Source organism: Planomonospora antibiotica, from assembly GCF_014647955.1.
Lineage (GTDB): Bacteria > Actinomycetota > Actinomycetes > Streptosporangiales > Streptosporangiaceae > Planomonospora > Planomonospora parontospora.
This window is the reverse complement of record NZ_BMQE01000047.1, coordinates 1-22,733: the sequence shown is the minus strand read 5'-3', so window position 1 is coordinate 22,733 and position 22,733 is coordinate 1. Positions and strand designations below refer to the sequence as shown.

The 22,733-nt window shown below is 71.4% G+C and carries 22 protein-coding genes and 1 pseudogene; 12 read left to right on the top strand and 11 right to left on the bottom strand.

Annotation, left to right across the window (positions count from 1 at the left end; translation table 11 throughout):
* Nucleotides 1-69 precede the first annotated feature (69 nt).
* Together IEZ06_RS29440 and IEZ06_RS29435 are read left to right on the top strand one after the other, a co-directional pair.
* Nucleotides 70-816 (top strand): TetR family transcriptional regulator, encoded by a 747-nt coding sequence (locus IEZ06_RS29440; protein ID WP_189239947.1) that lies wholly within the window; start codon nt 70-72, stop codon nt 814-816.
* A gap of 160 nt (nt 817-976) precedes the next feature.
* Entirely contained in the window at nt 977-2,563 is a 1,587-nt protein-coding gene (locus tag IEZ06_RS29435) for an MDR family MFS transporter (protein ID WP_189239946.1), read from the top strand.
* A gap of 173 nt (nt 2,564-2,736) precedes the next feature.
* On the opposite strand, the gene IEZ06_RS29430 is transcribed toward IEZ06_RS29435, so the two are convergent.
* Together IEZ06_RS29430 and IEZ06_RS29425 are read right to left on the bottom strand one after the other, a co-directional pair.
* Nucleotides 2,737-5,178 carry a DUF4132 domain-containing protein gene (locus IEZ06_RS29430; protein ID WP_189239945.1) on the bottom strand — a complete coding sequence of 814 codons (2,442 nt, stop codon included), beginning with the start codon at nt 5,176-5,178 and terminating at the stop codon, nt 2,737-2,739.
* Nucleotides 5,178-5,570: a hypothetical protein gene (locus IEZ06_RS29425; RefSeq protein WP_189239944.1), complete on the bottom strand. Its 393-nt coding sequence runs from the start codon at nt 5,568-5,570 to the stop codon at nt 5,178-5,180. The genes IEZ06_RS29430 and IEZ06_RS29425 overlap by 1 nt, the downstream gene beginning before the upstream one ends.
* A gap of 57 nt (nt 5,571-5,627) precedes the next feature.
* Between IEZ06_RS29425 and IEZ06_RS29420 the strand changes: the two genes are divergently transcribed.
* Nucleotides 5,628-6,332, top strand: coding sequence for a class I SAM-dependent methyltransferase (locus IEZ06_RS29420; RefSeq protein ID WP_189239943.1), 705 nt, complete (start codon nt 5,628-5,630; stop codon nt 6,330-6,332).
* Nucleotides 6,333-6,498: 166 nt separating this feature from the next.
* Nucleotides 6,499-7,638, top strand: a pseudogene (locus IEZ06_RS36785) (serine hydrolase domain-containing protein); the annotation flags it as partial.
* A gap of 453 nt (nt 7,639-8,091) precedes the next feature.
* Here the strand turns inward: IEZ06_RS36785 and IEZ06_RS29415 are convergent.
* Nucleotides 8,092-8,985 (bottom strand): AraC family transcriptional regulator, encoded by an 894-nt coding sequence (locus tag IEZ06_RS29415; protein WP_189239942.1) that lies wholly within the window; start codon nt 8,983-8,985, stop codon nt 8,092-8,094.
* An 82-nt stretch (nt 8,986-9,067) separates the two neighbouring features.
* Between IEZ06_RS29415 and IEZ06_RS29410 the strand changes: the two genes are divergently transcribed.
* Nucleotides 9,068-9,970 (top strand): quinone oxidoreductase family protein, encoded by a 903-nt coding sequence (locus IEZ06_RS29410; protein WP_189239941.1) that lies wholly within the window; start codon nt 9,068-9,070, stop codon nt 9,968-9,970.
* Between the two features lie 170 nt (nt 9,971-10,140).
* Here the strand turns inward: IEZ06_RS29410 and IEZ06_RS29405 are convergent, their stop codons facing one another.
* Entirely contained in the window at nt 10,141-10,353 is a 213-nt protein-coding gene (locus IEZ06_RS29405) for a hypothetical protein (RefSeq protein ID WP_189239940.1), read from the bottom strand.
* On the bottom strand, nt 10,350-11,087 hold the full coding sequence (locus tag IEZ06_RS29400) for a hypothetical protein (protein WP_189239939.1): 738 nt from the start codon (nt 11,085-11,087) through the stop codon (nt 10,350-10,352). The genes IEZ06_RS29405 and IEZ06_RS29400 overlap by 4 nt, the downstream gene beginning before the upstream one ends.
* Before the next feature lie 194 nt (nt 11,088-11,281).
* On the opposite strand from IEZ06_RS29400, the gene IEZ06_RS37540 reads away from it, so the two are divergent.
* Nucleotides 11,282-11,713, top strand: a complete 432-nt coding sequence (locus IEZ06_RS37540) for a GntR family transcriptional regulator (RefSeq protein ID WP_307811765.1) — start codon at nt 11,282-11,284, stop codon at nt 11,711-11,713.
* A gap of 56 nt (nt 11,714-11,769) precedes the next feature.
* On the opposite strand, the gene IEZ06_RS29390 is transcribed toward IEZ06_RS37540, so the two are convergent.
* Complete coding sequence (locus tag IEZ06_RS29390; protein WP_189239937.1) at nt 11,770-12,039, bottom strand: hypothetical protein; 270 nt, start codon at nt 12,037-12,039, stop codon at nt 11,770-11,772.
* A gap of 113 nt (nt 12,040-12,152) precedes the next feature.
* On the opposite strand from IEZ06_RS29390, the gene IEZ06_RS29385 reads away from it, so the two are divergent.
* Nucleotides 12,153-12,602 carry a hypothetical protein gene (locus IEZ06_RS29385; protein ID WP_189239936.1) on the top strand — a complete coding sequence of 150 codons (450 nt, stop codon included), beginning with the start codon at nt 12,153-12,155 and terminating at the stop codon, nt 12,600-12,602.
* Here IEZ06_RS29385 and IEZ06_RS29380 read toward each other — a convergent pair.
* Together IEZ06_RS29380 and IEZ06_RS29375 are read right to left on the bottom strand one after the other, a co-directional pair.
* Nucleotides 12,589-14,631 (bottom strand): hypothetical protein, encoded by a 2,043-nt coding sequence (locus IEZ06_RS29380; RefSeq protein WP_189239935.1) that lies wholly within the window; start codon nt 14,629-14,631, stop codon nt 12,589-12,591. The two genes, IEZ06_RS29385 and IEZ06_RS29380, sit on opposite strands and share 14 nt — an antisense overlap.
* Before the next feature lie 50 nt (nt 14,632-14,681).
* Nucleotides 14,682-15,092 (bottom strand): VOC family protein, encoded by a 411-nt coding sequence (locus IEZ06_RS29375; protein WP_189239934.1) that lies wholly within the window; start codon nt 15,090-15,092, stop codon nt 14,682-14,684.
* Nucleotides 15,093-15,206: 114 nt separating this feature from the next.
* Between IEZ06_RS29375 and IEZ06_RS29370 the strand changes: the two genes are divergently transcribed.
* Both IEZ06_RS29370 and IEZ06_RS29365 read left to right on the top strand, forming a co-directional pair.
* Nucleotides 15,207-16,175 carry a helix-turn-helix transcriptional regulator gene (locus IEZ06_RS29370; RefSeq protein ID WP_229798857.1) on the top strand — a complete coding sequence of 323 codons (969 nt, stop codon included), beginning with the start codon at nt 15,207-15,209 and terminating at the stop codon, nt 16,173-16,175.
* Nucleotides 16,176-16,521: 346 nt separating this feature from the next.
* Entirely contained in the window at nt 16,522-17,052 is a 531-nt protein-coding gene (locus tag IEZ06_RS29365) for an SMI1/KNR4 family protein (RefSeq protein ID WP_189239932.1), read from the top strand.
* 161 nt (nt 17,053-17,213) lie between these two features.
* Here IEZ06_RS29365 and IEZ06_RS29360 read toward each other — a convergent pair whose 3' ends face one another.
* Nucleotides 17,214-18,149, bottom strand: a complete 936-nt coding sequence (locus IEZ06_RS29360; RefSeq protein WP_189239931.1) for a LysR family transcriptional regulator — start codon at nt 18,147-18,149, stop codon at nt 17,214-17,216.
* A 136-nt stretch (nt 18,150-18,285) separates the two neighbouring features.
* On the opposite strand from IEZ06_RS29360, the gene IEZ06_RS29355 reads away from it, so the two are divergent.
* Nucleotides 18,286-19,578: an MFS transporter gene (locus tag IEZ06_RS29355; RefSeq protein ID WP_189239930.1), complete on the top strand. Its 1,293-nt coding sequence runs from the start codon at nt 18,286-18,288 to the stop codon at nt 19,576-19,578.
* Nucleotides 19,579-19,642: 64 nt separating this feature from the next.
* Here IEZ06_RS29355 and IEZ06_RS29350 read toward each other — a convergent pair whose 3' ends face one another.
* Nucleotides 19,643-20,395, bottom strand: coding sequence for a methyltransferase domain-containing protein (locus IEZ06_RS29350; protein WP_189239929.1), 753 nt, complete (start codon nt 20,393-20,395; stop codon nt 19,643-19,645).
* Between the two features lie 113 nt (nt 20,396-20,508).
* Nucleotides 20,509-21,330: a class I SAM-dependent methyltransferase gene (locus tag IEZ06_RS29345; protein ID WP_189239928.1), complete on the bottom strand. Its 822-nt coding sequence runs from the start codon at nt 21,328-21,330 to the stop codon at nt 20,509-20,511.
* A 74-nt stretch (nt 21,331-21,404) separates the two neighbouring features.
* On the opposite strand from IEZ06_RS29345, the gene IEZ06_RS29340 reads away from it, so the two are divergent.
* Nucleotides 21,405-22,007 (top strand): TetR/AcrR family transcriptional regulator, encoded by a 603-nt coding sequence (locus tag IEZ06_RS29340; protein WP_189239927.1) that lies wholly within the window; start codon nt 21,405-21,407, stop codon nt 22,005-22,007.
* Nucleotides 22,008-22,577: 570 nt separating this feature from the next.
* On the top strand, nt 22,578-22,718 hold the full coding sequence (locus IEZ06_RS29335) for a hypothetical protein (protein ID WP_189239926.1): 141 nt from the start codon (nt 22,578-22,580) through the stop codon (nt 22,716-22,718).
* The last annotated feature ends 15 nt before the right edge of the window (nt 22,719-22,733 follow it).

Here is a 22,733-nt window from a genome sequence, read left to right as displayed (position 1 = left end):
GGCGCGTTTCACAATCTAAAACATTGCAGGTTCTGAAATTTTCTGACCATCCCGTTCGTTCTGCCCATCGTGGACAGCAGCGACGAGCTCGGCCGGAGAGACCGGAAGAAGCTCGAAACCCGTGCGGCGCTGGAGCGTGCCGCCCTCAGGCTGGTCGCCGAGCGCGGTCTCGCCGACGTCACCGTCGAGGACATCGCCGGAGCGGTGGACGTCTCCTCCCGCACGTTCTTCAACTACTTCCCCACCAAGGAGGACGCCCTCATCGGCGGGGATCCGGCGGCCGCGGCCGACCTGCGCCGGAAGCTGGTGGCCGTGCCCTCCGCCGTACCCACGCTTGAGGCGTTGCGCCTGGTGCTGCGGGATGCGGCCGTGAGCATCCAGGAGCAGCGTGAGCAGTGGCTGCTCCGGCTCGGGGTGTTCGAGCAGAACCCCTCATTGCTGCCCCGCCTCGTCGCCGGCGGAGCCGAGACCGAGCGCTCCCTGACGGCCGCCGTCGCCGAGCGGCTCGGCACCGGTCCCGCCTCCCAGCAGCCCGGCGCCGAGCAGCCCGCCTCCCCTCAGCCCGACGCGGCCACCTCCCATCAGCCCGCTGCCGGGCGGCTCGGCGACGGTCCTGCCGCCGCTGGACGGGCCGGCGCCGATCCGGTCGCCGACGGCCATGCCGAGCTCGTCACCGCCGTGGCCCTGACGGCCTTCCGGGTGGCGATGATGCGGTGGAGCGCCGCACGCGGCGGACCTCTCCTGGCCGACCTGCTGGACGACGTCTTCTCCCGGTTGTCCGCCGGACTGCCCGACCCCCGGCCCCCGGCCCCCTGACCGTCCTCTCCGAACGCCTTCTCCAGACCCGCTCTCCCGGCCTCCCCCCTGAACCTCTCCCGAACACCCCTCTCCTGAACCGCCCCGGCACTCCGCCGGGGATCACGGACGTCCCCGACGCCGTACCGACCCCGACCCCTCTCTGAAAGATCGAGGAAGCATGACCGCCACCAGCGCGCAGCCCGAATCCGCGGCCGCGCCCCCCGGGCCCACCTCTCGCCGGAAGGTCCTGCAAGCACTGTCCGGGCTGATGGTGGGCATGTTCGTGTCCATCCTGGCCTCGACCGTCGTGGCCAACGCCCTGCCGCGCATCATCACCGACCTGCAGGGTTCGCAGACCGTCTACACCTGGATCGTCACCTCGGAGCTGCTGGCCATGACGGCCACCGTGCCGCTCTGGGGCAAGCTGGCCGACCTCTACAGCAAGAAGCTGCTGATCCAGCTCTCCCTGGGCCTGTTCGTGGTGGGTTCGCTGATCGCGGGACTCACCCCGAACGTGGAGATCCTCATCGTCAGCCGCGTCGTGCAGGGTCTCGGCGCGGGCGGCATGACCGCACTGGCCATGATCGTGATGGCGGCCATGATCCCGCCGCGCGAGCTCGGCCGCTACGCCGGGATCTTCGGCGCCGTGTTCGGCGTCGGCACCGTCGCCGGGCCGCTCATCGGCGGCATGCTCGTCGACACCTCGTGGCTCGGCTGGCGCTGGTGCTTCCTGATCGGCGTGCCGTTCTCGATCCTGGCCATCATCCTGCTGCAGCGCACGCTCGACCTGCCGGTGGTGCGCAAGGAGGTCAAGGTCGACTACCTGGGCGCCTTCCTGATCACGCTGGGCGTCTGCACCCTGCTGGTGTGGTCGTCGCTGGCGGGCAACCAGTTCGAGTGGGCCTCCTGGTGGACCGCGGGCCTGGTGGGCGGCGGCCTGGCCGTCCTGGCGCTGGCGCTCTGGGTGGAGTCGCGCGCGGCCGAGCCGATCATCCCGCTCTCGCTGTTCAGGAACCGCACGGTCACCCTGGCCACTGTGGCCAGCGTGCTGGTCGGCGTGGCGATGTTCGGCGGCACGGTGTTCCTGTCGCAGTACTTCCAGATCGCGCTCGGCAAGTCCCCGACGGTCGCCGGCCTGATGAGCCTGCCGATGGTGTTCGGCCTGCTGGTCTCCTCCACCGTCGCCGGCCAGCTCATCACCAAGTGGGGCCGGTGGAAGGGCTTCCTGGTGGCCGGTGGCGTCGTCATGCTCGCCGGCATGGGCCTGCTGTCCACCATCGACGGGCAGACCGGCACGCTGCTGCTCTCGGTCTACATGGCGGTGCTCGGCATCGGCGTCGGCATGCTCATGCAGAACCTGGTGCTGGCGGCGCAGAACGACGTGCCCGCGCACGACCTGGGCGTCACCACCTCGACGCTGACCTTCTTCCGCAGCATGGGCGGCGCGGTCGGCGTCAGCGCCCTGGGCGCGGTGCTCGCCAACCGGATCACCACGCTGATGACGGAGAAGCTCGGCCCGCTGGCCGCGGGCGGCTCCGGCGGGGGGAGCCACGCCGTGCCGGACGTCTCCAAGCTGCCCGAGCCCGTGGCCGCCGTCATCCGGGACGTGTACGCCACGGCCACCGCCGACCTGTTCCTCATCGGCGTGCCGCTGACCGCGCTCGCGCTGGTGGCGGTGCTGTTCATCAAGGAGAAGCCGCTCAACACGCTGTCCGGCACGGAGCGGCTGGCCCAGGAGGAGGCGGTGCAGATCCCGGCTCACTGACCCGGGCGCCGGGGGCGGAGGACTGCTCCGCCCCCGGCTCGCCCGCCCCGTTCCCCGGCACACCCGTACGGCCTGACCGCCCCGTCAGCCGCCACCCTCATGGACCGGTGCGGCCGATGCGGCCGGCCCGCAGGACTGGCCGCCTGCGGGCCGGCAGCCTGCCGGGGACGCGGTCACCGGCGGATCTGCCGGGTGATGGTCGGGTCGGTGATCGCGGTGTCCCCGGCCAGGAGCACGGCCTTGCTGAGGATGACCGCCAGCACCCGGTCGCCCTCGAACGGCAGGAACACCTGGCCGTCGCCCGTCTCGGCGGCCCGCCCGGGGACGACGCACAGGTACTGGTCGTCGGGAGTCATCAGGATGTTGCCCGACCCGAGATGGATCTTGTAGGTCCGCAGGTTCCCGCGGACGTGCAGGAACCGGCCCTCGACCGTGCAGCGGTCGGCGATCGCCAGTCGCGGCACCAGCCGGGTCAGCAGGTCGCGACGGGTCTGCGCGGTGCCCGACAGCTCGCCGAAGCCGTAGGAGGTCCAGTAGTCGCGGAAGCGGCCGTCCGGCCCGCCGTCCTGCCAGGTCGGGTCGTTGCCGACGCTCGCCACCCCGACGAACAGGTCGACGTCGCGCATGACCTCGCTGAGCACCAGCGGCGGCACCTCGTCCAGCGGGACCGGCCCGGCGGCGGCGCCACCGCGCGTCTCCTGCTCGTATCCGCAACCGTCATAGGCATGCGCGTGGTTGTCCGGCGCGGTGATCGGGTAGAAACGCACCTGGTCGGTGGTGAGCCGCAGATAGGACCCCGAGTCCGCGGTGTCGACGCCGTAGTCGTCGCCGATGCCGCCGATCCAGAACTCGGCGCGCAGCCCCCACCGCGGCAGCTCCCGGACCGCGGGCGGATAGGCGTCGTCGGCCATGATCCGCAGTCTGTTGCGCCAGCCGCGCAGCGCGGCCAGCGCGTGGAACTGGTGCTGACGCAGGACGTGCGCGGCGTACCGGTTGGAGTAGACGCGGGTGTTCTCCTCCGCGGCGGTCAGCAGGTAGATCTCGCGGTGGGCCTGCTTGAACGGCTGGGTGATCCGGTGGCGTTCCAGCCGGTCGCGCCAGGCGAGCACCTCGGCCGTGTCCCGGCCGATCGGGTGCCAGAGCCGTACGGTCGCGTCCGCGGCCGGCGCCACCGGCGCGTCGTCCACGTCGCGCAGGGCTCCGTCGGCGTAGCCGCACGGCACGCCGTCGACCAGCCAGATCAGCCGCCTGCCGAGCGTGCCGACCAGCGGGTGGTCCAGGTAGCGCCCGCGCCAGACCTCGTACGGCCAGGACCGCTCCGCCAGGAACTGCTGGTCGAGCCGCTCGGCCTGGGCCGCGAGCATCTTGCCGATGTCCTTGGCCGAGGCCTTCAGCTCGGCCAGCTCCTCGGCGTGGTCCCGCCGTACGCTCGCGGGCGGTGACTTGACCGCCTTCCCGGCGGCGTTCCGCCAGGTGAGGGTGGTCCGGGTGCCGGTGACGGCCAGCTCGGCGACGGCCTCGCCGAGTTTCTCGGCCCTCCGGCCCACCTCGGTGAGGCCGTAGACGGGTACGGCGAGCTCCTCGACCTCCTCGCGGGAGAGCCCGAGAGCGGCGGAACGCGTGTCGAGCGCCGTGTTCAGGACCTTCAGCGTGCCCTTGTAGGTCACCCGGGCGGACAACCGGGCCAGCTGGGCGAGCGCGGCCTCGCCGTCCATCCGGGAGAGCGCGTGCACGGCCGCGTTGGCGACCAGCGGGCTGCGCGGTCCGATCCCGGGGACCTTGCGCAGGGCCGTCTCCACCAGCGTGCCGAGGGTCCGGGCCGAGTCCGGGTGTCCGGGCAGGAAGGCCAGCATCCAGGCCAGCCCGCGGACGCCGAACGCGTTGTGCGCGTCGAACTCCGCGTCGTCCATGTGACGGACGGGAACGCTCCTCGGCCGTCCCACCAGGGCGAGCCATCGGACGATCGCCGCCCGCGCGGGCTCGGGTCCCACCGCGTCGAGCAGCCGCCGCGCCCGCCGCTCCCAGGCGCCGGACGGCTTGGCGGAGGTGGCGGTCACCGCGTGCGCCGCCAGCGCCCGCCACTCCTCTCCCCGCACCGCCAGATCGGCGAGCGCCTGGTCGGCCCAGGGCTCACCGGCGCTGAGGACCGGGTGACCGGGAGGGAAGACCAGATCCTGAAGGGGGACTCTGCCGTATGCGGCGCGCGCCGTACGCCGGATCACGCCCAGCACCGGTCCCGGAAGCTCTCGACCGGCTCCCAGCCACACGGTGGCGAGGCGGGCGAGGAGGCCGTGGGAATGGTGCGCCTTGGATTCGGCGGCTTTGGAGAGGAATGCCTCCACCGCGTCGAGGTGCCCCCCGAGCGGGACGTCCCGCAGGGCGGTCTCCGCGAGGGCGTCGGGCATGTAGCCTTCGTCGAGGTCCAGCCCGGCGAGGGCCACCTCGATCCGGAACTCGTCCGGGCAGGTGGCGAGGATGTCGGCCAGAAGAGTCCAGCCCCGCCCCCACATCCCGTTGGGACCTTGGGAGAGCACCACTTCGGTCGCCAGCTTCGCGGCGTCCCCACCGTCCGCGAACGCACGCATCGGCGCCGGGTCGAACGCGCTGAGGGGCATCAGCCACCGATCAGGGGGACGAGCTTGAGGAAGGTGATCTCGGTGCCCATCCGGAGGTCGAGCTCGGCGTCCAGGTCCTCCACCTGCCGGTCGTCGACCAGGACCAGGAACCCGTTGCGGCCGAACGCCTCCGCCGCCTTGGCGAACTGCCGCTCGGCGTCCACCCGGCGCGGGGCCCGGGTGCGGTCGCCGTTCAGCGCCCGCTCGGTCTCACCCGGCTGGACCAGCCCCCGGAAGGTCTCCGGCGGGGCCGCGTTGTACTCGGCGACCTCCTGGAAGACCCGGCGCCGGATCACCTCGCGCAGCGTGATCCGCTCCTCGAAGATCTCCAGATGCCAGGCCTCGTGCCGCTCACCCGAGGTCGTCTCGTCGACGAAGCTCACTCTCACCATGCCTGCGCAGCGTAGAGAACCCATCCGACATTCGTCCCTGAAGTACCGTTGCCCGCCATGAGCGACTTCATCTCCTTCCCCTTCTACGACCTGTTCCAGGAGAACGGGCACATCCCGAGGGTCCGCGAGCAGCTCCCGCCGCTCCTCGCCGGGGTACGGCGGAGCATCCTGGAGATCGGTGCGGGAAGCGGCCTGGTCACCACGTCGCTGGCCGACTGGACCCCGGCGGAGATCTTCGCGCTGGAGCCCTCGGCGGGCATGCGCGCGTTGCTGCTGTCCCGGCTGAACGCCCGCCCGGAGCTGCTGGAGCGGGTGACCGTGCTCCCCTGCGACGCGCTGAGCGTGAACCTGGACGAGCCCGTCGAGGCCGTCGTGATGATCAACGTGATGTACGCCCTGGAGCCGGACTACCGCAGGCGGCTCTGGCCGGTGCTGGCGGGCCTGCTGGAGCCGGGCGGCCTGCTGGTCTTCACCTGGCGGGCGGGCGGTCCCCCGGAGCCGCGCCCGCTCCAGGAGCTGGACTCGCGCCGGGTGGGCCGGCACACCTACTCCGTCCTGTCGGAGGTCCTCGGGTCGGACGGGGAGGCGATCGAGGCCCGCTACCTCTACCGGATCGCCGAGGGCGACAGGGTCATCAGCGAGGAGGAGATCGCCGGGCACGCCTACCGTCCCGGGTGGGAGGCGATCGAGGGGGAGCTGACCGGCGCGGGTTTCGTCCAGGCCGACGCGCCCGAGGGCTTCCTCGCCTGGCGGCTCGCCTGAGCGCTCCCTCGCCCGGCAGCCCGCCCGACCGCCTCGGAACCGGAAGACCGTGATCCCGGGCCCCTGACGAAAGTCAGGGTGGGACCCGTCCGATCGTCCGCTGTGCGCCCGCCCCGCCGACTTCTAGCGTTCGTCGACGTGGACGAAGGTCCGGGAGGAGAACGCGATGAGGATGTGGAGGGCCGCGGTGATCGCCGGCCTGGCCGGAGCGCTGCTCGGAACCGGCGCGACGGCGGCGAACGCCCTGCCGGAGGCGGCGGAGACGGCCGGGACCACTGAGGTCGCCAAGTCCGCCGAGGTCGCCAAGACCGCTGGGGCCACCGAGCCCGCCGGACTGAGCACGACCACCGGGCTGAGTGCGACCACCGGGCTGAGTGCGACCACCGGGCTGAGTGCGACCGCGATCGACCGCTACGTGCGCGGTTACCTCGAGCGGACCCGGCTGCCGGGCGCCCTGGTCGCGGTCACCGAGGACGACCAGGTCGTGCACGCCGCGGGTTACGGCCGCACGGCCACCGGCGAGGCGATCACCGCGGACACGCCGATGCCGCTCGCCTCGCTGTCGAAGTCGTTCACCGCCCTGGCGGTGCTGAGCCTCGCCGACCAGGGCAGGATCGGCCTGGACGACCCCGTCCGGAAGCACCTGCCCGAGTTCGCCATGGCCGACCCCCGCGCCGGGAGGATCACCGTGCGGGAGCTGCTCCAGCAGACCTCGGGCATGAGCGACCGGACCTTCCCGGAACTGACGCTCCCCGCACCGGACACCCTGAAGGACGCCGTCGCGATGCTGCGGGACGCTCCGCTCGCCGCCGAGCCCGGCACCAGGATGATCTATCACAACCCCAACTACGCCGTCGCGGCACGGCTGGCCGAGGTGGTGGCCGGGGTGCCGTTCGCCGACCACCTGGCCGCCGCGGTGTTCCGTCCGCTGGGCATGACGTCCACCACGACGGTCGACGTCACCACGGACCTGCCCCACGCGGGCGAGGGACACGTCCGCGCCTACGGCCAGGTCGTCAGGCGCTCCCATCCGAAGTGGTTCGTCAACGGCTCGTACGGCGTCGTCAGCACCGCCCGCGACATGGCCAGGTGGCTGATCGCGCAGAACGGCGCCGGCGGCGTCCTGCCCGAGGAGACGCTCAGGACCGCCCAGCGCGCGTCCGGCGTGGGCGGCAGCCACTACGGCATGGGCTGGGAGACGGGGAAGACTCCCGGAGGGGCGCCCGCGCTCCGGCACACCGGCTGGCTGCTCACCCACAACTCCGCGCAGACGCTCCTGCCCGAGAGCGGGTACGGCATCGCCGTCGTCACCAACACCGGGATGATCTCCGGTGACGACGCGGTCATCCTCACCGACGGACTGATCGACCTCCTCGAAGGGCGGACGGACGCGGGCGCCGTACCCTTCACCACGACCGCGGACCCCTGGCTGGGCGGCCTGACGCTGCTCAGCCTCGGAGCCGGCCTCGCCGGGGTGTGCCGTGCGCGCCGATGGGCCCGCCGCCGTTCGGGACAGGCCGCGTGGCGCCCGGCCGTACGGCTGGTCCCCTGGGCGCTGCCGATCGCGTTCTTCCTCGGTCTCGCCGATCTGGTCGGCTTCCTGATGCGCCGCGAGGGCACGCTGGACCAGATCTCCTACGTCTGGCCCGCACTGTACGTCTGGGCGGGCGCGGGCGCCCTGGCCTCCACCGCCGTCATCGTCTCCCGCCTCGTCCACCTCGCCCTCGCCCGCCGCCCGGCCGCCCCCGTCGGAGGCCGTTCATCCGCTGAAGGCGCGTTCCCGGCGCCGGAACCGGCCCGGCGGCGTCCCGAACCGGCGCCGGAAGGCGCTGGCGAAGGCGAACTCCGAGCTGTAGCCGACCTGGTGGGCGATCGACGCCAGCGGCGCGTCGGTCTCGCGAAGTAGCCGCGCGCCGCAGTCGAGCCGCCAGTTGGTCAGGTACGTCACCGGCGGGAGCCCGACGAGCGAGGTGAAGCGGCGGGCGAAGGCGGTGCGGGACATGCCGACCGCGGCGCCGAGCTCCTCCACCGTCCACTTGTGCCGGGGGTCGCGGTGGATCCGGTGCAGAGCGGCCGCGACGGCGGGATCGCCCAGCGCCGCGGGCGGCCCGGCGGCGGCATCGTCGTCGTGCCAGGCGCGCAGCAGGTAGACCAGGAGCAGATCGATGAGGGCCGGTACGGCGGCGCCCGCCCCCACCCCGGATTCCGGGCCGTCGGCCAGCAGGTCGACCACCGTGCGCATGGCGGAGTGCCGGTCGGAACGCATGTGGATCACATCGGGCAGGCCCTGCAGGAAGGGGTGGACCTGCCCCTTGTCCGATCGGTAGGCGCCGCACACCACATCCGCGTACGACGCGGCACCGTCCTCGGGCGGGAACGCGTCCGGCACCGCGGGCAACTCGGCGAAGGGGCGGTCCGGGGTCCCGCTCAGTCCGTGCGCCGCGCCGTACGGGACGAACACCACGTCACCGGCGTCGAGCCGCACCGGAGGCGCGGACGGCGTGACGAGCCAGCCACCGCCGTCCAGCACCACGTGGAAACCCGTCCCGGAGAACGGCTCGAGCCGCCTGCCCCACCGGCCGGTGCCCCGGGTCCGGCAGAACGATTTCCGCCCGCCCCGCATGCCGCCGATCACGTCGCTGAAGAGGTCCACGCCATCCGTTCCGCACGATCTCGTATGGATCGGGTCCTTTCGCGCATTCTCCCATACATCCGATGATCCCTACGGTGAAGGCATGAAGGCGATCACTGTGCATTCGTTCGACGACGGGGGCGCCCTGCACCTCGTCGACCTCCCCCATCCCGTTCCCGGGCCGGGGCAGACGCTGATCGAGGTCGAGGCCGCGGGCGTCGGGTACGTCGATGTGATGTCCCGCCGCGGGCAGTACCCCGGGTTCCCCGAGCCGGGGTTCGTCCCGGGCCTGGAGGTCGCGGGCGTCGTCAGGGGGACCGGCGAGCGGGTCTACGCCATGCTCGGCGGCGGAGGCGGCTACGCCGAACTGGCGGTGGCCGACGACGTCGTGGTGGAACTGCCGCCCGAGGTCTCCCCGGCCCAGGCCGTGGCGCTCGGCGCCAACGCGCTGACCGCGTCGCTGCTCCTCGACCGGGCCGGCGTGGCCCCCGGGGAGAGCGTCCTGGTCCGCGGCGCCAGCGGCGGCGTGGGCTTGATGGCCGCCCAGGTGGCGGCGCACCTCGGGGCCGAGGTGACCGCGAGCACCCGCTCGGCGGCGCACGCCGGGCGTCTGAACGGGCTCGGGTTCTCCACCCGGGACGACGAGGACGCCTCGTACGACGTCGTCGTCGACCCCGTGGCCGGTGCCGACCTCGGCCGCCATCTCGGACGGCTGCGGCCCGACGGCCGTTACGTCGTGTGCGGCGCGGCCGGCGGGCTGCCCGCCCCGGACTTCGCCGCCGGTCTCGTGGGACTCTTCCCGCACTCTCCGTCGCTGCTCATGTTCAGCCTCAGCTCGGTCGCTCCCGAGCGGCTGCGGTCGGGGCTGAAGACCGTCTTCGACCTCGCCGCCCGCGGCGTGCTGCGCGGCGTCGCCGACGCGGCCGTCCCGCTCGCGCAGGCGTCGCTCGCACACGAGCGGCTCGAGTCGGGCACGGTCTTCGGCAAGGTGGTCCTGCGCCCTTGACACGGCGCCCCGGATCCGGCCGAGCGCAACCGGCCCAACCAGCCCGACCAGGTCGCGGTAGGCCAGTCGGGGCCCTCCGGTTTCGGCCGCCCACTCGAAGGTGAGCGGCACATCACGGTTCTCCTCGGCGTACGGCGTGACGTACGGCTTCCGGAGGGCGGTGACAGCGGTCATGCCGCCCCCTCCCGCGTCCGGGCCTTCTCCTCGTGCAACCGCTCGCACAGCCGGACCAGGCCCCGGGCGTGCAGCGTCCGCCCGCAGCGGCAGCCCGGGACCGCGCACGGGCCGGTGGCGTACCAGGTACGGCCCGCACGCCAGATCGTCCAGCCGGGCCAGGCGCGCCGCAGCAGCTCGGCGAGCGCGGCCTGCTCCTGATCCGTCATGCGTTCACCTCCGCGACCTCGTACGGCGACCGCCACCTGGTGGACCCGGGCGGGTCCGGCGACCGGGAGGCGGTGTGGTGGGCGGTGGGCTCGCCGGGCCGCAGACGGCCCGCGCTGCGGGACGGCGGCCCGCCGGAAACCGGACGGCCGACGTCGAGGGCCGGGGCCGGGTGGGGCGGCCGGGACCGGGCGGTCGCCGCCCGCGCTCGGGCCCGCTGCAGGGCGGCCGGGACGCGGGCCCGCGCCAGCCGTACCGCACGCGCCTCCCGCGGCTCGACCGGCCGCCACCCCGGCTCGACCGGGACGGGCGGCCAGGGTGCCGCCTGCGGCTCGACCGGGACAGGCGACCGGGGTACCGCCTGCGGCTCGACCGGGACAGGCGACCGGGGTACCGCCTGCGGGGCGGGCTCGGCCGTACGGGGCACGGGCACGGCCAGCACCTCCTCGACCGGCGTCTCCTCGGCGGCCACCGGCACGCACATGCTCGGCCGCACCCACGCGGTCGCGGGCATGCCCTGCTCGTCCAGCCGGGCGGCGCGGATCAGGTGCTGGCGGGCGCGGATCTGCGCGCCGGAGGGCGCCTGGTAGTCGTGTTCATCGACGTGCAGGCACCCGTGGTCGTACGGCGGGTGCCCGCAGACGGCGCAGCCCATCGGCAGCGGCGGCCGGGAGGCGGAGAAGCAGGGCCCGCAGACGGGCTCTCCCCCGGCGTCCGGAGGGTTAAGGTGTCGCATGGGTCAGGACCTCTATTCCTGATCAAGGCCCCGGTACGGCGTCATCAGCGCCTGCCGGGGCCGATTTATACGTAGGCCACGAGGATGTGTTGGGCGCTGAGAAGCGTGGACCGCTGGGGCAGAGGGCCCGATACCAAGTGGGCGAACTCGACAGGGCTCTCGAATGGTCGACCAGCGACAACGGCCTGATCAGCATGAAGCGCGGGGGAGTCGGGTCGACACATCAAGATCCACCTCCGTCTTTGAAGCGGCTTGAGCCTGAGCATACCTCCATAGGGCTGTCTATGGACGTCCCTGAGGTCCATTGCTCCTCAGGACTCCCCCAGGAGCTATGGGGCTCACCATGGCGGCCTATGGTCTGGAGAGTGATCGAATTTCGTCCTGATCAACCACGATGGGTGCAGGTAGCCGCTGTTCTGCGAGGACGGATCGAAGCCGGCGTCTACAAGATCGGCATGCCTGTTCCCAGCGAGCCGCAGATTTGCCAGGAGTTCGGGATCGCGCGGAACACCGCCCGAAAAGTCCTCGTCCACCTTCGCGAGGAAGGACTCGTCTACTCAGTTCCAGGCCTGGGCACCTTCGTCGCCGCCGCCGAGGACGGCGCGGAGCCCACCGAGGGCGCATAGGCCGCCTCCCCGGCGAATCACACCACGGCGGGTGCGGTGGGCGTGTTCGGTGGACCTCACCGCGCGGCCGAGGACCGGGCCGCGTTCTCGGGGGTGGCCCGCAGCTCGTCCTCCAGCTCCTCGACGATCCGCTGAGTGAGCGTCCGCAGCCGTGCTCGGCGCCCGGTCAGCTCCTCGGTGAAGTCCCGCGCGGTCGGACCCGTCCAGACCGCCTTGCCGGTGAACGCCGCATGCGCTGGGTCCAGGGCCGCTTCCAGTCGCGCCGCGTGCATGCGCACCTTCGTCAGCGCCCGCAGCAATTCCTCCCTGCGGGGATCGGGGGCCATATCCGATGGTTCGGGGGCCAAACGCTTCCCCTTTCTCCTTGGAACGGCTTGCGCGCTCTCCCGGACGATATGAGATGGTGCGCTCAGACGGCCAGCTCTTTGGAGGATATCCAATGCCCCCTTCCAGTCGGAGCCTTCCCGTACGGCTCGGCGCGACACTCCTGGTGGCCGCTCTGGCCATGGCGGGCTGCGGTGAGAAGGAACCGACGGCGGCCGCGGCCGGCGCGACCCTCAAGACGCACATCCTGAAACTTCTCGACGAGGTGAGCGCCCAGAACGCCCAGGTCACCGATCCCGGCGGCAAGGACATCCCCTGCGGCGACGGCAAGGCCAAACGCACCTTCGCCGCAACGGCACCGGATTCCTATCATGAGTCAGCGCCTTACACACTGAACGTCATGATGATAAGCACGCTGGGCGATATCGCCGATTACAAAATAACCGAGAGCACGGGGGCGATAGTCCACATGGAGAACGAGCCCACAAGGACAGTGGTCATTCTGGAGTCCACGAAGGGCCGATACTCCGCACGAGGCGAGACCCGGTGCCTCAGTCGGTCGTGACCTGCGGGTCCGCATGGCTTCTCCCTCGGGTGTAAGACTCCCCGCTGGCGCCGTTGAAGTTCTTGGCCTGCCGTGCGGTCATCTCACCGAGGGAGAGGAGATCACCCTTCCCCAAGCCGTTGTCGACCAACCACTGGTCGAGGGCCCTCACCCCCGCCGTGCCCTGCTTGAGAATCTCCTCGAACGGGCGCAGGCCGCCCTTCGGATCGGCGATGGCCCCGGCCGGGGGAACCTTCGGGACGAACCCCTGCTCTATGAGAAGCCGCACCGTCTCGTGACGTCGCCCCAGCGTCTTCGCCTCATCCGACTCCAGGAGCTTCTTCACCTGCTCCTCCGGACCCCGACCGTAGGTGTAGTAGCCGGAGACCCCGGTGGACAAGGCCGTCCAGGTCCTGGGGATGGCGGAGAACGGAGAGAGCAGCCCGACGACGCCCATGACACCGCCCGCCAGGAAGCTCTCCGCGTCCTCCGCGGTCTCGGAGCCCTCGTCTCCGGGCTTGAGCACCCGCACGGCGGCGGCCAGTTCGGTGCCCCGGACGTTGCCCAGGGCCGTGAACAGGTTGTCCAATGGAACCGGGGTTCCACTGCTCCTGGCGGCGCTCGCCGCCTGCGGGAGAACCCGATGGAGGAACGCATCCATGCCCGCGTCGAAGCGGAGTCGCGCATCCGTGTCACCCGCGAAGGTGGTCATGAAGCGGAAGGTGTCCTCGGGACTCAACCGGAAGGCGCCGCGCAACCCGGGAGGCGGTGTCCACTCGAACAGGCCGGGAGTGGTCCGCATGGCGCTGTCCTTGGCCACGTCGGCGTCGTTGAGGTTGGCGCCCATGGTGATCTCGGTGGCGTACGAGGCCCCGATCTCCGCCAGGTGGATCCGGGTCGCGTCGTTCAGCCGCCACCCGTCCGCCTCGGTCATCACGGTGTAGGCGAAGAACGCCGCTTCCTGGCTGTGCTTTCCGTCCTGCTCGTCGTAGGCGCCGGAGGCCGCGGCCAGGAGCCGCCCGAAGGCGCCCGCCGTCTCCGGAACCCCCATCGTCCGCTCATTGAGGTCCTTCAGGAACGCGGCCAGCTCCGGCCGGTCGTCCCACTTCTCCGGGGATCCCGGAAGCCGCCCGAAGGGCAGGGCGACGGTCGGCGGAGCCGGGTCCGGGCCGAAGCGGGCCGCCGAACCGACCGCCAGGCGGGCCGCGGCGGGGTTGTTCCCCAGCGCGTTGAGCACTCCCGCCAGGGCCGAGCCGCCGATCCGGCTGCCGGACCGCAGCGCGGGCGCGGCGAGTCCGGCCAGCCACGCATCCGGGTAGTCCCCGTGGCTCAGCAGCGCCGCGACCGCCTCCACATCCTCGGCGTCCCCGGCGCTCCCGATCATCGCCTTCTCCGCGGCCTTCATCACCGCGGCGAAGCCGGGCGTCTTCGCTCCGCCGCTGACCGCGGTGGCGAAGGCCGTACCGGCCGTGCGGAGCGCGTCGGACCGCTCGTCGTCGGGCAGCCGGCGCAGCGCGGCGTTCACCCGGCGGATCCCGGCCGGGCCGAGCGCGGCGAAGAACGCGGCGGTGAAACCGGCGTCGTGCCGGTGCGCCTTCAGCTCCTCGAACACCGCGGCGATCTTCTCCGAGGCGTACGGCCCGGCGAACCGGAACTCGTCCGGGTCGATGGCGGCGAACCGCTCGCCCAGCTCGGTGCCCCGACGCCGCGCCTCGGCCGGGGAGAGCAGCGACGCCTCCTGGTACGGCCGCAGGCCCGCGCCGACCATCCCGGGGATCTCCGGTCCGGGGGCCGTGATGGTCGCCACTCTCTGGCGGAGCCTGGGCACCTGCTGCTCGGCCCAGCCGCCGATCTCCCGGATGGGGGCGAGCCCGGCGGCGGGCAGATCGACGGCGGCCAGCTCCCGGCGGATGTTCTCGGCCTGCTCGGCGATCACCTGCCCGGCCCGTTCCAGCTCGGCGATGAAGCCTCTCATCAGCGCCGGGTCGATCCCGGAGAACTCCGGCGCGAGCGGCCCGGTCCCCGGTGGTACAGAGGGTGTCTCTGTCATCCGTCCATCATCGGTGACGGGGGATCGGGAAGCGAGGGCTCACAAGCAGGTCATCGGCCGCCTGAAGGAGAGCTCCGCTCGATGGCCGCCGGGGTGACGGGGGTGAAGAAGTTGACGAGGTTGCCGTCGGGGTCGCGGAACAGCAGCGACCGGTTACCCCAGGGCATCGTGGTGGGGCCGTTGACGAAGTCGGTGACGAAGCCGGTCAGGTTCCGGTGAACGCGGTCCACGTCGTCGACGAGGAACTCGATGATCACGCTGTGGTTGTCGGCCGGGCGGGCGGAGCCCGGGGCGAACAGCGGGACGGTGCGGGTGCCGGCGATCGCGAGGGTGGCGCCCGTGGTCTTGAGTTCGGCGAAGTCCTCGGTGGCCCACATCGCCTGCGTCCCTATGGCGCGCTCGTAGAACTCGACGAGGCGCGCGACGTTGCCGGTGATGATGCGGATCGAGACGAAGTCCATAGGGATCTCCTTGGCTGTACTGGGGGTGTGCACGTCGCAGGCTAGGAGAAATAGTGGACAGAATCGGTCCAGTATCCGCGTTAAGTTGTGCACATGCCTCGCCCCACTGGCCGCGTGCTGACACTCCTGGAGCTGCTGCAGTCGGGCGGCACCCGGACCATGGCCGAACTCGCCGACCGGCTCGGCGTCGAAGGGCGCACCGTGCGACGGTATGTGGACCAGCTGATCGACCTCGACGTGCCCGTGGAATCGGTGCGCGGCCGCTACGGCGGGTACCGGCTCGCTCCCGGGTACCGCTTGCCTCCGCTCATGCTCAGCGACGACGAGGCGCTGGCCGTGCTGCTCGGCCTGGTCGCCGGCCGCCGAGCAGGGTTGACGACGACGCAGCACACGGCGAACGAGACCGCATCGGCCAAGATCCGGCGGGTGCTGCCCAAGCACATCGCCCGTCGGCTCGACACACTCCTGGAAGCTCTCGCCTTCACGGATCAGCCCGGCGAGTTCGACGCCCCGGACGCGGAGGTCCTGCTCACCATCGCCGACGCGGTACGCCACCACCGGCCGATCTCGATCCGCTACACCGACCGCGACGGACAGCGCAGCGAACGCACGCTGCACGCGTACGGGATCGTCGCCCATTCGGGCCGGTGGTACGTCACAGGCAAGGACGCCCGGATCGCCGAGGACCGAACCTTCCGGCTCGATCGCATCACAGACGCGAGGACCCTGCCCGGCTCATTCGAAGCGCCGGTGGGTCCAGGTCCGGCACAGCGCGTGTTGTCAGGGTTCGCCACGGCCGAGTACCAGCATGAGGTGATCTTGCGGATCCACGGAACAGTTGAGCAGATCCGCACCCACCTTCCCGCCGGCGTCGCGAACCTGGAGGAGCACGATCCCGCAGCCGGCGAGGACCGCGCGACCGAGCGCTGGCTGCGCGCCGAGCTACGGGCAGAGCGGCTCGACTGGTTGCCTCCGGTACTCGCCTCACTCAACCGGCCGTTCGTCATCGAGCGCCCCGACGAACTTCGCGACCTCGTCATCGCACTCGCCGATCGCCTCGCGTCCTACGCCCGCCAGGCCTGACTGCGCGGAACCGATGTCATGAGATGGCACATCAGGCGGTACGGGCATCGTGTGTCGCGCGGTTGCCGAGGACTTCGTCCATGTGCGTCTCGGCCCAGCCCCTGAGCCCGCTCATCAGGTGGTGCAGTGACAGGCCGAGTTCGGTGAGCTCGTAGGAGACCGTGACGGGACGGTGGGGGTCTGAACCGCCCCGGATCTGACGGAGACCTCGGTGTGCCCCTGGTCTTGTGGAGGCGAGGGCGCCGCCCTGATCTTCATGTACTACGGCATCGAGCATGGCCCGGCGGGTGCTGCGGCGCCCTCCGTCTGGTGAAACGGTCAGTCGCGGCGGATACCGTCACCCACCATGAACACCTCGTACGAATGGTCCGATCTCTTCCCGGAGGAGGAGCCGGTGGCCGAGGGGCCGGACCAGCCGCCGTTGCCGCCGGGCCACGGCCTCCACCCCCCGGCCGGCGAATCAGAAGTCGTCCGGCTCGAAGAGCGGTTGGGCGTGAACCTGCCGCCGAGCTACCGGCAGTTCCTCCTGTACTCCGACGGCTGGGGCGTCGAGGAGTACTCCCTGTGGCCGGTCGCGGAGGTCGGCTGGCTCCGTGACGTCATGCCCTCAACGGTCGAAGCCTGGTCGTCGCCCAGAGACGAAGTGCCCGATGACCTCTACTTGGTCTACGGAGAGGAGCAGAACCAGCACGCCATAAGAACGGAATACCTGCCCGACGCCCTTTCAGTCGGGATGTGGGACGGAGATCTCCTTCTCAACCCTCACGTCATGACCCCTGACGGCGAGTGGGAGGCCTGGCTGCTCGCGGCCTGGATGGCCGGTGCCCAGCGTCACAGGTCCTTCTGGGACCTCATGAAAGACATCTGTACCCCTTGAGTCCTCCGGCGGCAGGGAGGGACAGCGTCCGTCCCCACCCGGCTGCGCCTCTCCACGCGGGCCTTCACTCTCGGTCTCCGGGACCGGGCCGAACGGACCCTCACAGCCCTAAATGATCACGCTGGATCCCGGTCCGGCGGTCCGGCCCGCCGAGGCGGCGTTCAACGCGGGATCACCCAGTCCGGCGCCCAGGTCCCAGGGGCGCCGTGGCCGGCCGCCGTAGCGGCGAGGTGGGCTCGGAGGACGGCCAGCGCGGGGTGGGGGTCGTCGCGACGCCACAGCAGTGAGTGCGGGTAGACGGGCGTGGGGTCGGTCACCGGGATGCGGCGCAGGCCGTGGCCGGCGGGCCAGACCAGGCGGGTCTGCTCGCCCATGAAGGTGGCCAGGGCCGGGGTGTCGGCGATGGTGTCGAGGAGCGCGTCGGAGCCGAAGTTGGGGCCGGTCGCCTCGATGGTGAGGCCGAACTCGGCGGCCAGGTCGTCGTAGTAGGCGGTCCACTCGGTTCCGGGGGCGAGGCCGGGCATCCAGATCCGGTGCCCGGCGAGCCGGGTCAGGGTCACCGACCGGGCGGACGCCAGCGCGTGGGCGGGACCGACGAGGAACTGGAGCGGCTCGTCGAGCACCCGGACCGACTCGATGTCCCCGGGAAGGGGCCGGCCGGGCATGGTGACGGCGCGGAAGGACGCGTCGATCGCACCGGACCGAATGGCGGCAACGGCGGTCTCGATGTCGAACAGCATCACCACGTCGAGGTCGATCTCGGGGTGCGCGCGGTGGAAGCCGCGCATCAGGCCCGAGGTCGCGCTGCGCGAGGTGATCATGTCGACGCGTAGCGGACGGCGGCCGGTGTGCACGGACGCGACCGCGCGCTCGGCGACGCGCAGCAGCTCGCGGGCGTGGGGCAGGAACGCCTGCCCGTCGATGGTGAGCTCGGCTCCGCGCGGCGTGCGGGTGAACAGCCGCACGCCGAGGCTGCGCTCCAGCGCGGCGATGCGCTTGGAGACGGCCTGCTGGGTGACCGCCAGCTCGGCGGCGGCCTCCTGGAACCGCCCCGCGTCGGCGGCGGCGATGAAGGTCCGGACGGCGTCGAGGTCCATGCGGACACACCCTACGGATACAACCATCAGTTGTGGATAGACGGCCTGATGGTTGTTTGATTCCTGCGCATGGCGCGCGCTTCGATGCTTCCGATCGCGGATCGGTTGTGTGAGTGAGCGGCGAGGAGCGTCGGGCATGCGGAGCGGGCACCGGTTGGGGCGGCAGTTCGGGTGGCTCTGGGGGGCGTACGGGACCAGCGCGCTCGGCACGTGGCTGGCCTTCGGCGCGTTCCCGCTGATCGCCGTCCAGGTGCTGCACGCCGGACCGGAGCAGGTCGCGGCGTTGTCCTCGGTGGGGGCTCTGGCGGGCGCGGCCGCGGCGGTGCCGCTGGGCCCGTGGGTGGAGTTCCGCCGCAAGCGGCCGGTGCTGATCGGGACGGACCTGGTGCGGTTCGCGGCGCTGCTGACGATTCCCGCCGCGTTCGCGCTCGGCGTGCTCTCCTTCGTCCAGCTCCTGCTGGTCTCGGTCGTCGTCGCGGCGGCCGACATCACCTTCCGCGCCGCCTCCGGCGCCTACCTGAAGACTCTGCTGCCGGCCGAGCACCTGCTCGTCGCCAACGCCCGCTTCGAGTCGACGGCCTGGACGACCACGGTCATCGGGCCGCCGCTGGGCGGCGCGGCGATCGGGCTCCTCGGCCCGGTGGTGACGGTGGCGGCCGACGCGGTCAGCTACCTGCTCTCGGCCCTGGGCATCGGCGCGGCGGGCGGCCGGGAGCCGCGGCCCGAGCGCCGGCGGGTCGCACGCGTGCGGGCCGGGGACCTGCTCGACGGCTGGCGGTACATCCTCGCCGACCCGACGCTGCGCCCCCTGTTCTTCAACACCGCCGCCTTCAACGGCCTGGTGATGGCCACCGACGCGCTGCTGGCCGTCCTGATGCTCGGCCGGCTCGGGTTCGCACCGTGGCAGTACGGCCTCGCCTTCGCCGCGCCCGCAATCGGCGGGCTGCTCGGGTCGCGGCTGGCCCGGCCGCTCACCACCCGGTTCGGGCAGCACCGGGTCCTGGTCGTGGCCGGGACGCTGCGCGCGATCTGGCCCATCGGGCTGGCCTTCCTGGGGCCGGGGACCGGCGGTCTGCTGCTGGTGATGGGCGTCGAGCTCGGGCTCATCTTCTGCTGCGGGGTCTTCAACCCCGTCTACGCCACCTACCGCCTCGAACGCACCGCGCCCGACCGGGTCGCCCGCACGCTGTCCGCCTGGACGGTGACGACCAGAGTCTCGACCGCGCTCCTGACGGCCGTCTGGGGCGTGCTGGGCGGCCTGCTCGGCCCGCACACGGCCATCGGCCTGGCCGGCGTGCTCCTGCTGGCGACCCCGCTGCTGCTCCCCCGACGCGCCGCGACGACCGGCTCTACTACCCCCGGAAACGAGCAACGGTGTACTCCCCTCCCCGTCCCTGGAGAGAGGGCGGACATGAGGCTTCTCACATGAGCCCGCCGAAGCGGGATCGGTCATCGTGGCGTCGGCCCCGCTTCCGTCCGGGCAGACCGTGTCTTCAGGTGCGGCGGAGTTCGGCTTCGATGAGAAACCGGTGATGCCGGACGGTGAAAGCACCCTCGGACCGGATGCGCTCATGGAGAGCGCGTAGCGGTTCCCCGTGGCGGTCGTGATCGAAACCGGGGACCTGCCACGGGACGGCGCGTAGCTGGAAGATTACGGCGCCGATGTCCTGGAAAACGTAGTCGATCATCTCTTCCCGGGCGTCCAGCACACGCAGCCCGCATCTGTGGAACCGCTCCTCCGCCACGGCCAGGGTCCAGCTCTCCGGATCCGCGGAGGGCGGCACTCCCAGCGCATGGTTCAGCTCCAGGTCATTGCGGCTGCCCACTTGCTGCGTGAGCAGTCTGCCGCCTTCGGCCAGAACGCGCGCCGCTTCGACCGGGTCAAGTGCACCGTGCCTGTTGAGCACGAGGTCGAAGGCACCCTCACGTGCGGGGATGCGATCCGCCGTACCGGCCAGCACGGTGACGTTCATCGGTCCGAGCCGCTTGGCGGCGACAGGCACGTTCGGCTGCCACCCCTCCATCGCGACGGTATGACGGGGCAGTGGAGACAGGGAGGCCAGGACCTCTCCCCCGCCGGTGTCCACGTCGAGCAGTCGCCGCGTCGCCGGGAGCAGCGCGGAGGCTCGCTCGGCGTAGTCCCAGGATGGTCTCCCGCCGGTTGTCCTGCCGCGTAACCAGCCGAAGTCCCAGCCGAGGACGGATGCTCGAACGGCCTGCTCTACAAGATCGTCGTAGCTGAGCACTCGGTCACACTAATGAGGTTCGTCGTCGGCCGCCACGGGTCCGCCCCGGCGGCGACCGTGGAAGTGCACCCCACCCGAATTCGGGTCGGCGCCCGCGTCGAGCCGAGCGCGGATCAAGGGGAGCCGACGCGTACGGCGGTAGCCGCCAGAGTGGTGTAGCGCATCGTGAAGCGGCCGCCCAGAGCGTCGACGGCCTGGCCGACCGCGTCCAGGATCTCGGCCAGCTGGTCGGGACGGAGCCGGGTGAGGCCGCCGGTGGTGGGGAGCAGGTCCAGCCACTGGTCGCGCGTGTAGGACCGCTCCCAGTCGAATCGCCACTGTTCCGGGTCGGTGAACCGCCCGGTCTCGCGGATGCTGTCGGCGATCTTCGCGTACCCCGCCTGGTACATCTCCAGCGGAGGTCGCGCCGGCTGATCGCTGAACGGGGAGTCGGGCGCCACCCGGCGGTAGGCAGCCGCGAACGGCCCGGCCACCTCGGCAGGCGGCTCGAACACGTGCCCGAAGATCGCCAGGCGCCCGTTCGGACGCAGCACCTCGGCCGCCTTCACGACGCCGACGGCCGGGTCCACCCAGTGCCACGACTGGGCGGCGATCAATGCGTCGAACATCCGGCCGGCCGGTTCCCAGGCTTCGAAGGTCGCCACCTCGACCTGCAAACCTCGGGCTCGCGCGAAGTCGGCCATCCGCGCGTCCGGTTCGACGCCGAGCACCGCGCAACCGGCGGCCTGGAACTGACCGGCCGCGATGCCGGTGCCGCAGCCGACATCGAGCACGTCAGGCCCCGGGCTCCCGGTGACGATACGCATCACCAGGTCATCGGGGTAACCGGGCCGGGCCTGGTCGTAGCGTTGCGGGTCCGTGCCGAACGATTCGGCCGTCCGCCGAGCCTGATGCGGCTGCGCGGATTCTGGTTGCTCTCGCGGTAGAGTGGGCATGCGTTCACCTTAGTGGGCAAGCGCCCACATGCCAATGGATATTCAGGAGCCCAACGCAGGAGGGGGTCTGTCAAGTGCCGACCGGGGTGCACCTTCGCGACGCGCGGCAGCAGTTGTTCGACGCCGCCGAACGCGTGCTGCTGCGGGATGGCCCGAACGGGCTGACCAGCCGGGCCGTCACCGACGAGGCCGGCTGCGCCAAGGGCGTACTGCACCGGCACTTCACCGACTTCGACGCCTTCCTCACCGAACTCGTGCTCGACCGGGCCGCGCAGCTCGAGACGCAGGCGCGGGCGCTGCGCGAGTCCGTCGGCACCGGCACCGTGGCCGACAACCTCACCGGCGCGCTGACCACCCTGTTCGGGCCGGTTCCCGTGGCGATCATCCCGCTCATCACGTTCCGGGACGAGTTGCGCGCACGGCTGCGGCAAGCCATGCCCGGAGGCGGCATCGCGATCCTCGCCCAGGCCACGACCGCGGTCTCCGCCTACCTGACCGACGAGCGCGCAATGGGCCGTATCGCGACCGACGCCGACATCGACTCGCTCACCCTCTCCCTGGTCGGAGGCGGGCACCTCCTGTTCGCGGACCGCGACCCGGACCCACCGACCACGGCGACCGTCAACAAGCTGGTGACCACCGTACTCGCCGACGTCGTGCAACGGCGGTCACGCTGAACCTGACTCGCAGCCCGCAGAGGCCCGCCGGAATGCCTCCGGCAAGACCGCGTCCCATGAGGCCCGCCGGAAGGTCTCTGCCCGGCAGAAGTCGAAGACCCTGCGGACGAAGGCCCTCACCGAAAGCTTCCTGCCGGATCTCCGGAAGACGGCCGAGTGGGGCGAAGCCTTCGCCCCACGGATATCCCCCGATCAGCGACATGCAACGGCTCGGAGCGGCGCACGGCTGCGCACCCCGGCAACGGTCAACGGTGCCTCACCGGGGCGGAACCCCTGGTCAGACACCGTTTCGCGTGCTCGGCGGAGAGCGCGGGATTCGAACCCACGAGGACCGCCACCGGCCCTAGCGGTTTTCAAGAGGGCCGTGTTCCGGGCGACGGCAGAGTTTCTGAGCAGGGCGAAAGCATCTTCCCTGACCCGAACGACAGAAGATCATCCCGCATATATCCCGCAGGCTCCTCACCCCCCCTCTAACCATGATCCAGGAACCGATCACGCCCTTCCATCCGTGGAAGCTCCCCCAGCCCGGCTCTTGACCTACCCTCTCCGCCATCCGAGATCATGTCGGCCATGTGGTTCTTCCGTTTCCTCGCCATCGGACTCCTCAGCGGGATCCTGATGGTCCCGCTCCTGCACTCCCCGCGGGGTGACGGATTCGAGCACCTGCCTGAGCGTTTCACCAGCGCCGTCGGCAGCGGTGACGGAATGTGAGATCACAAGGAAAGG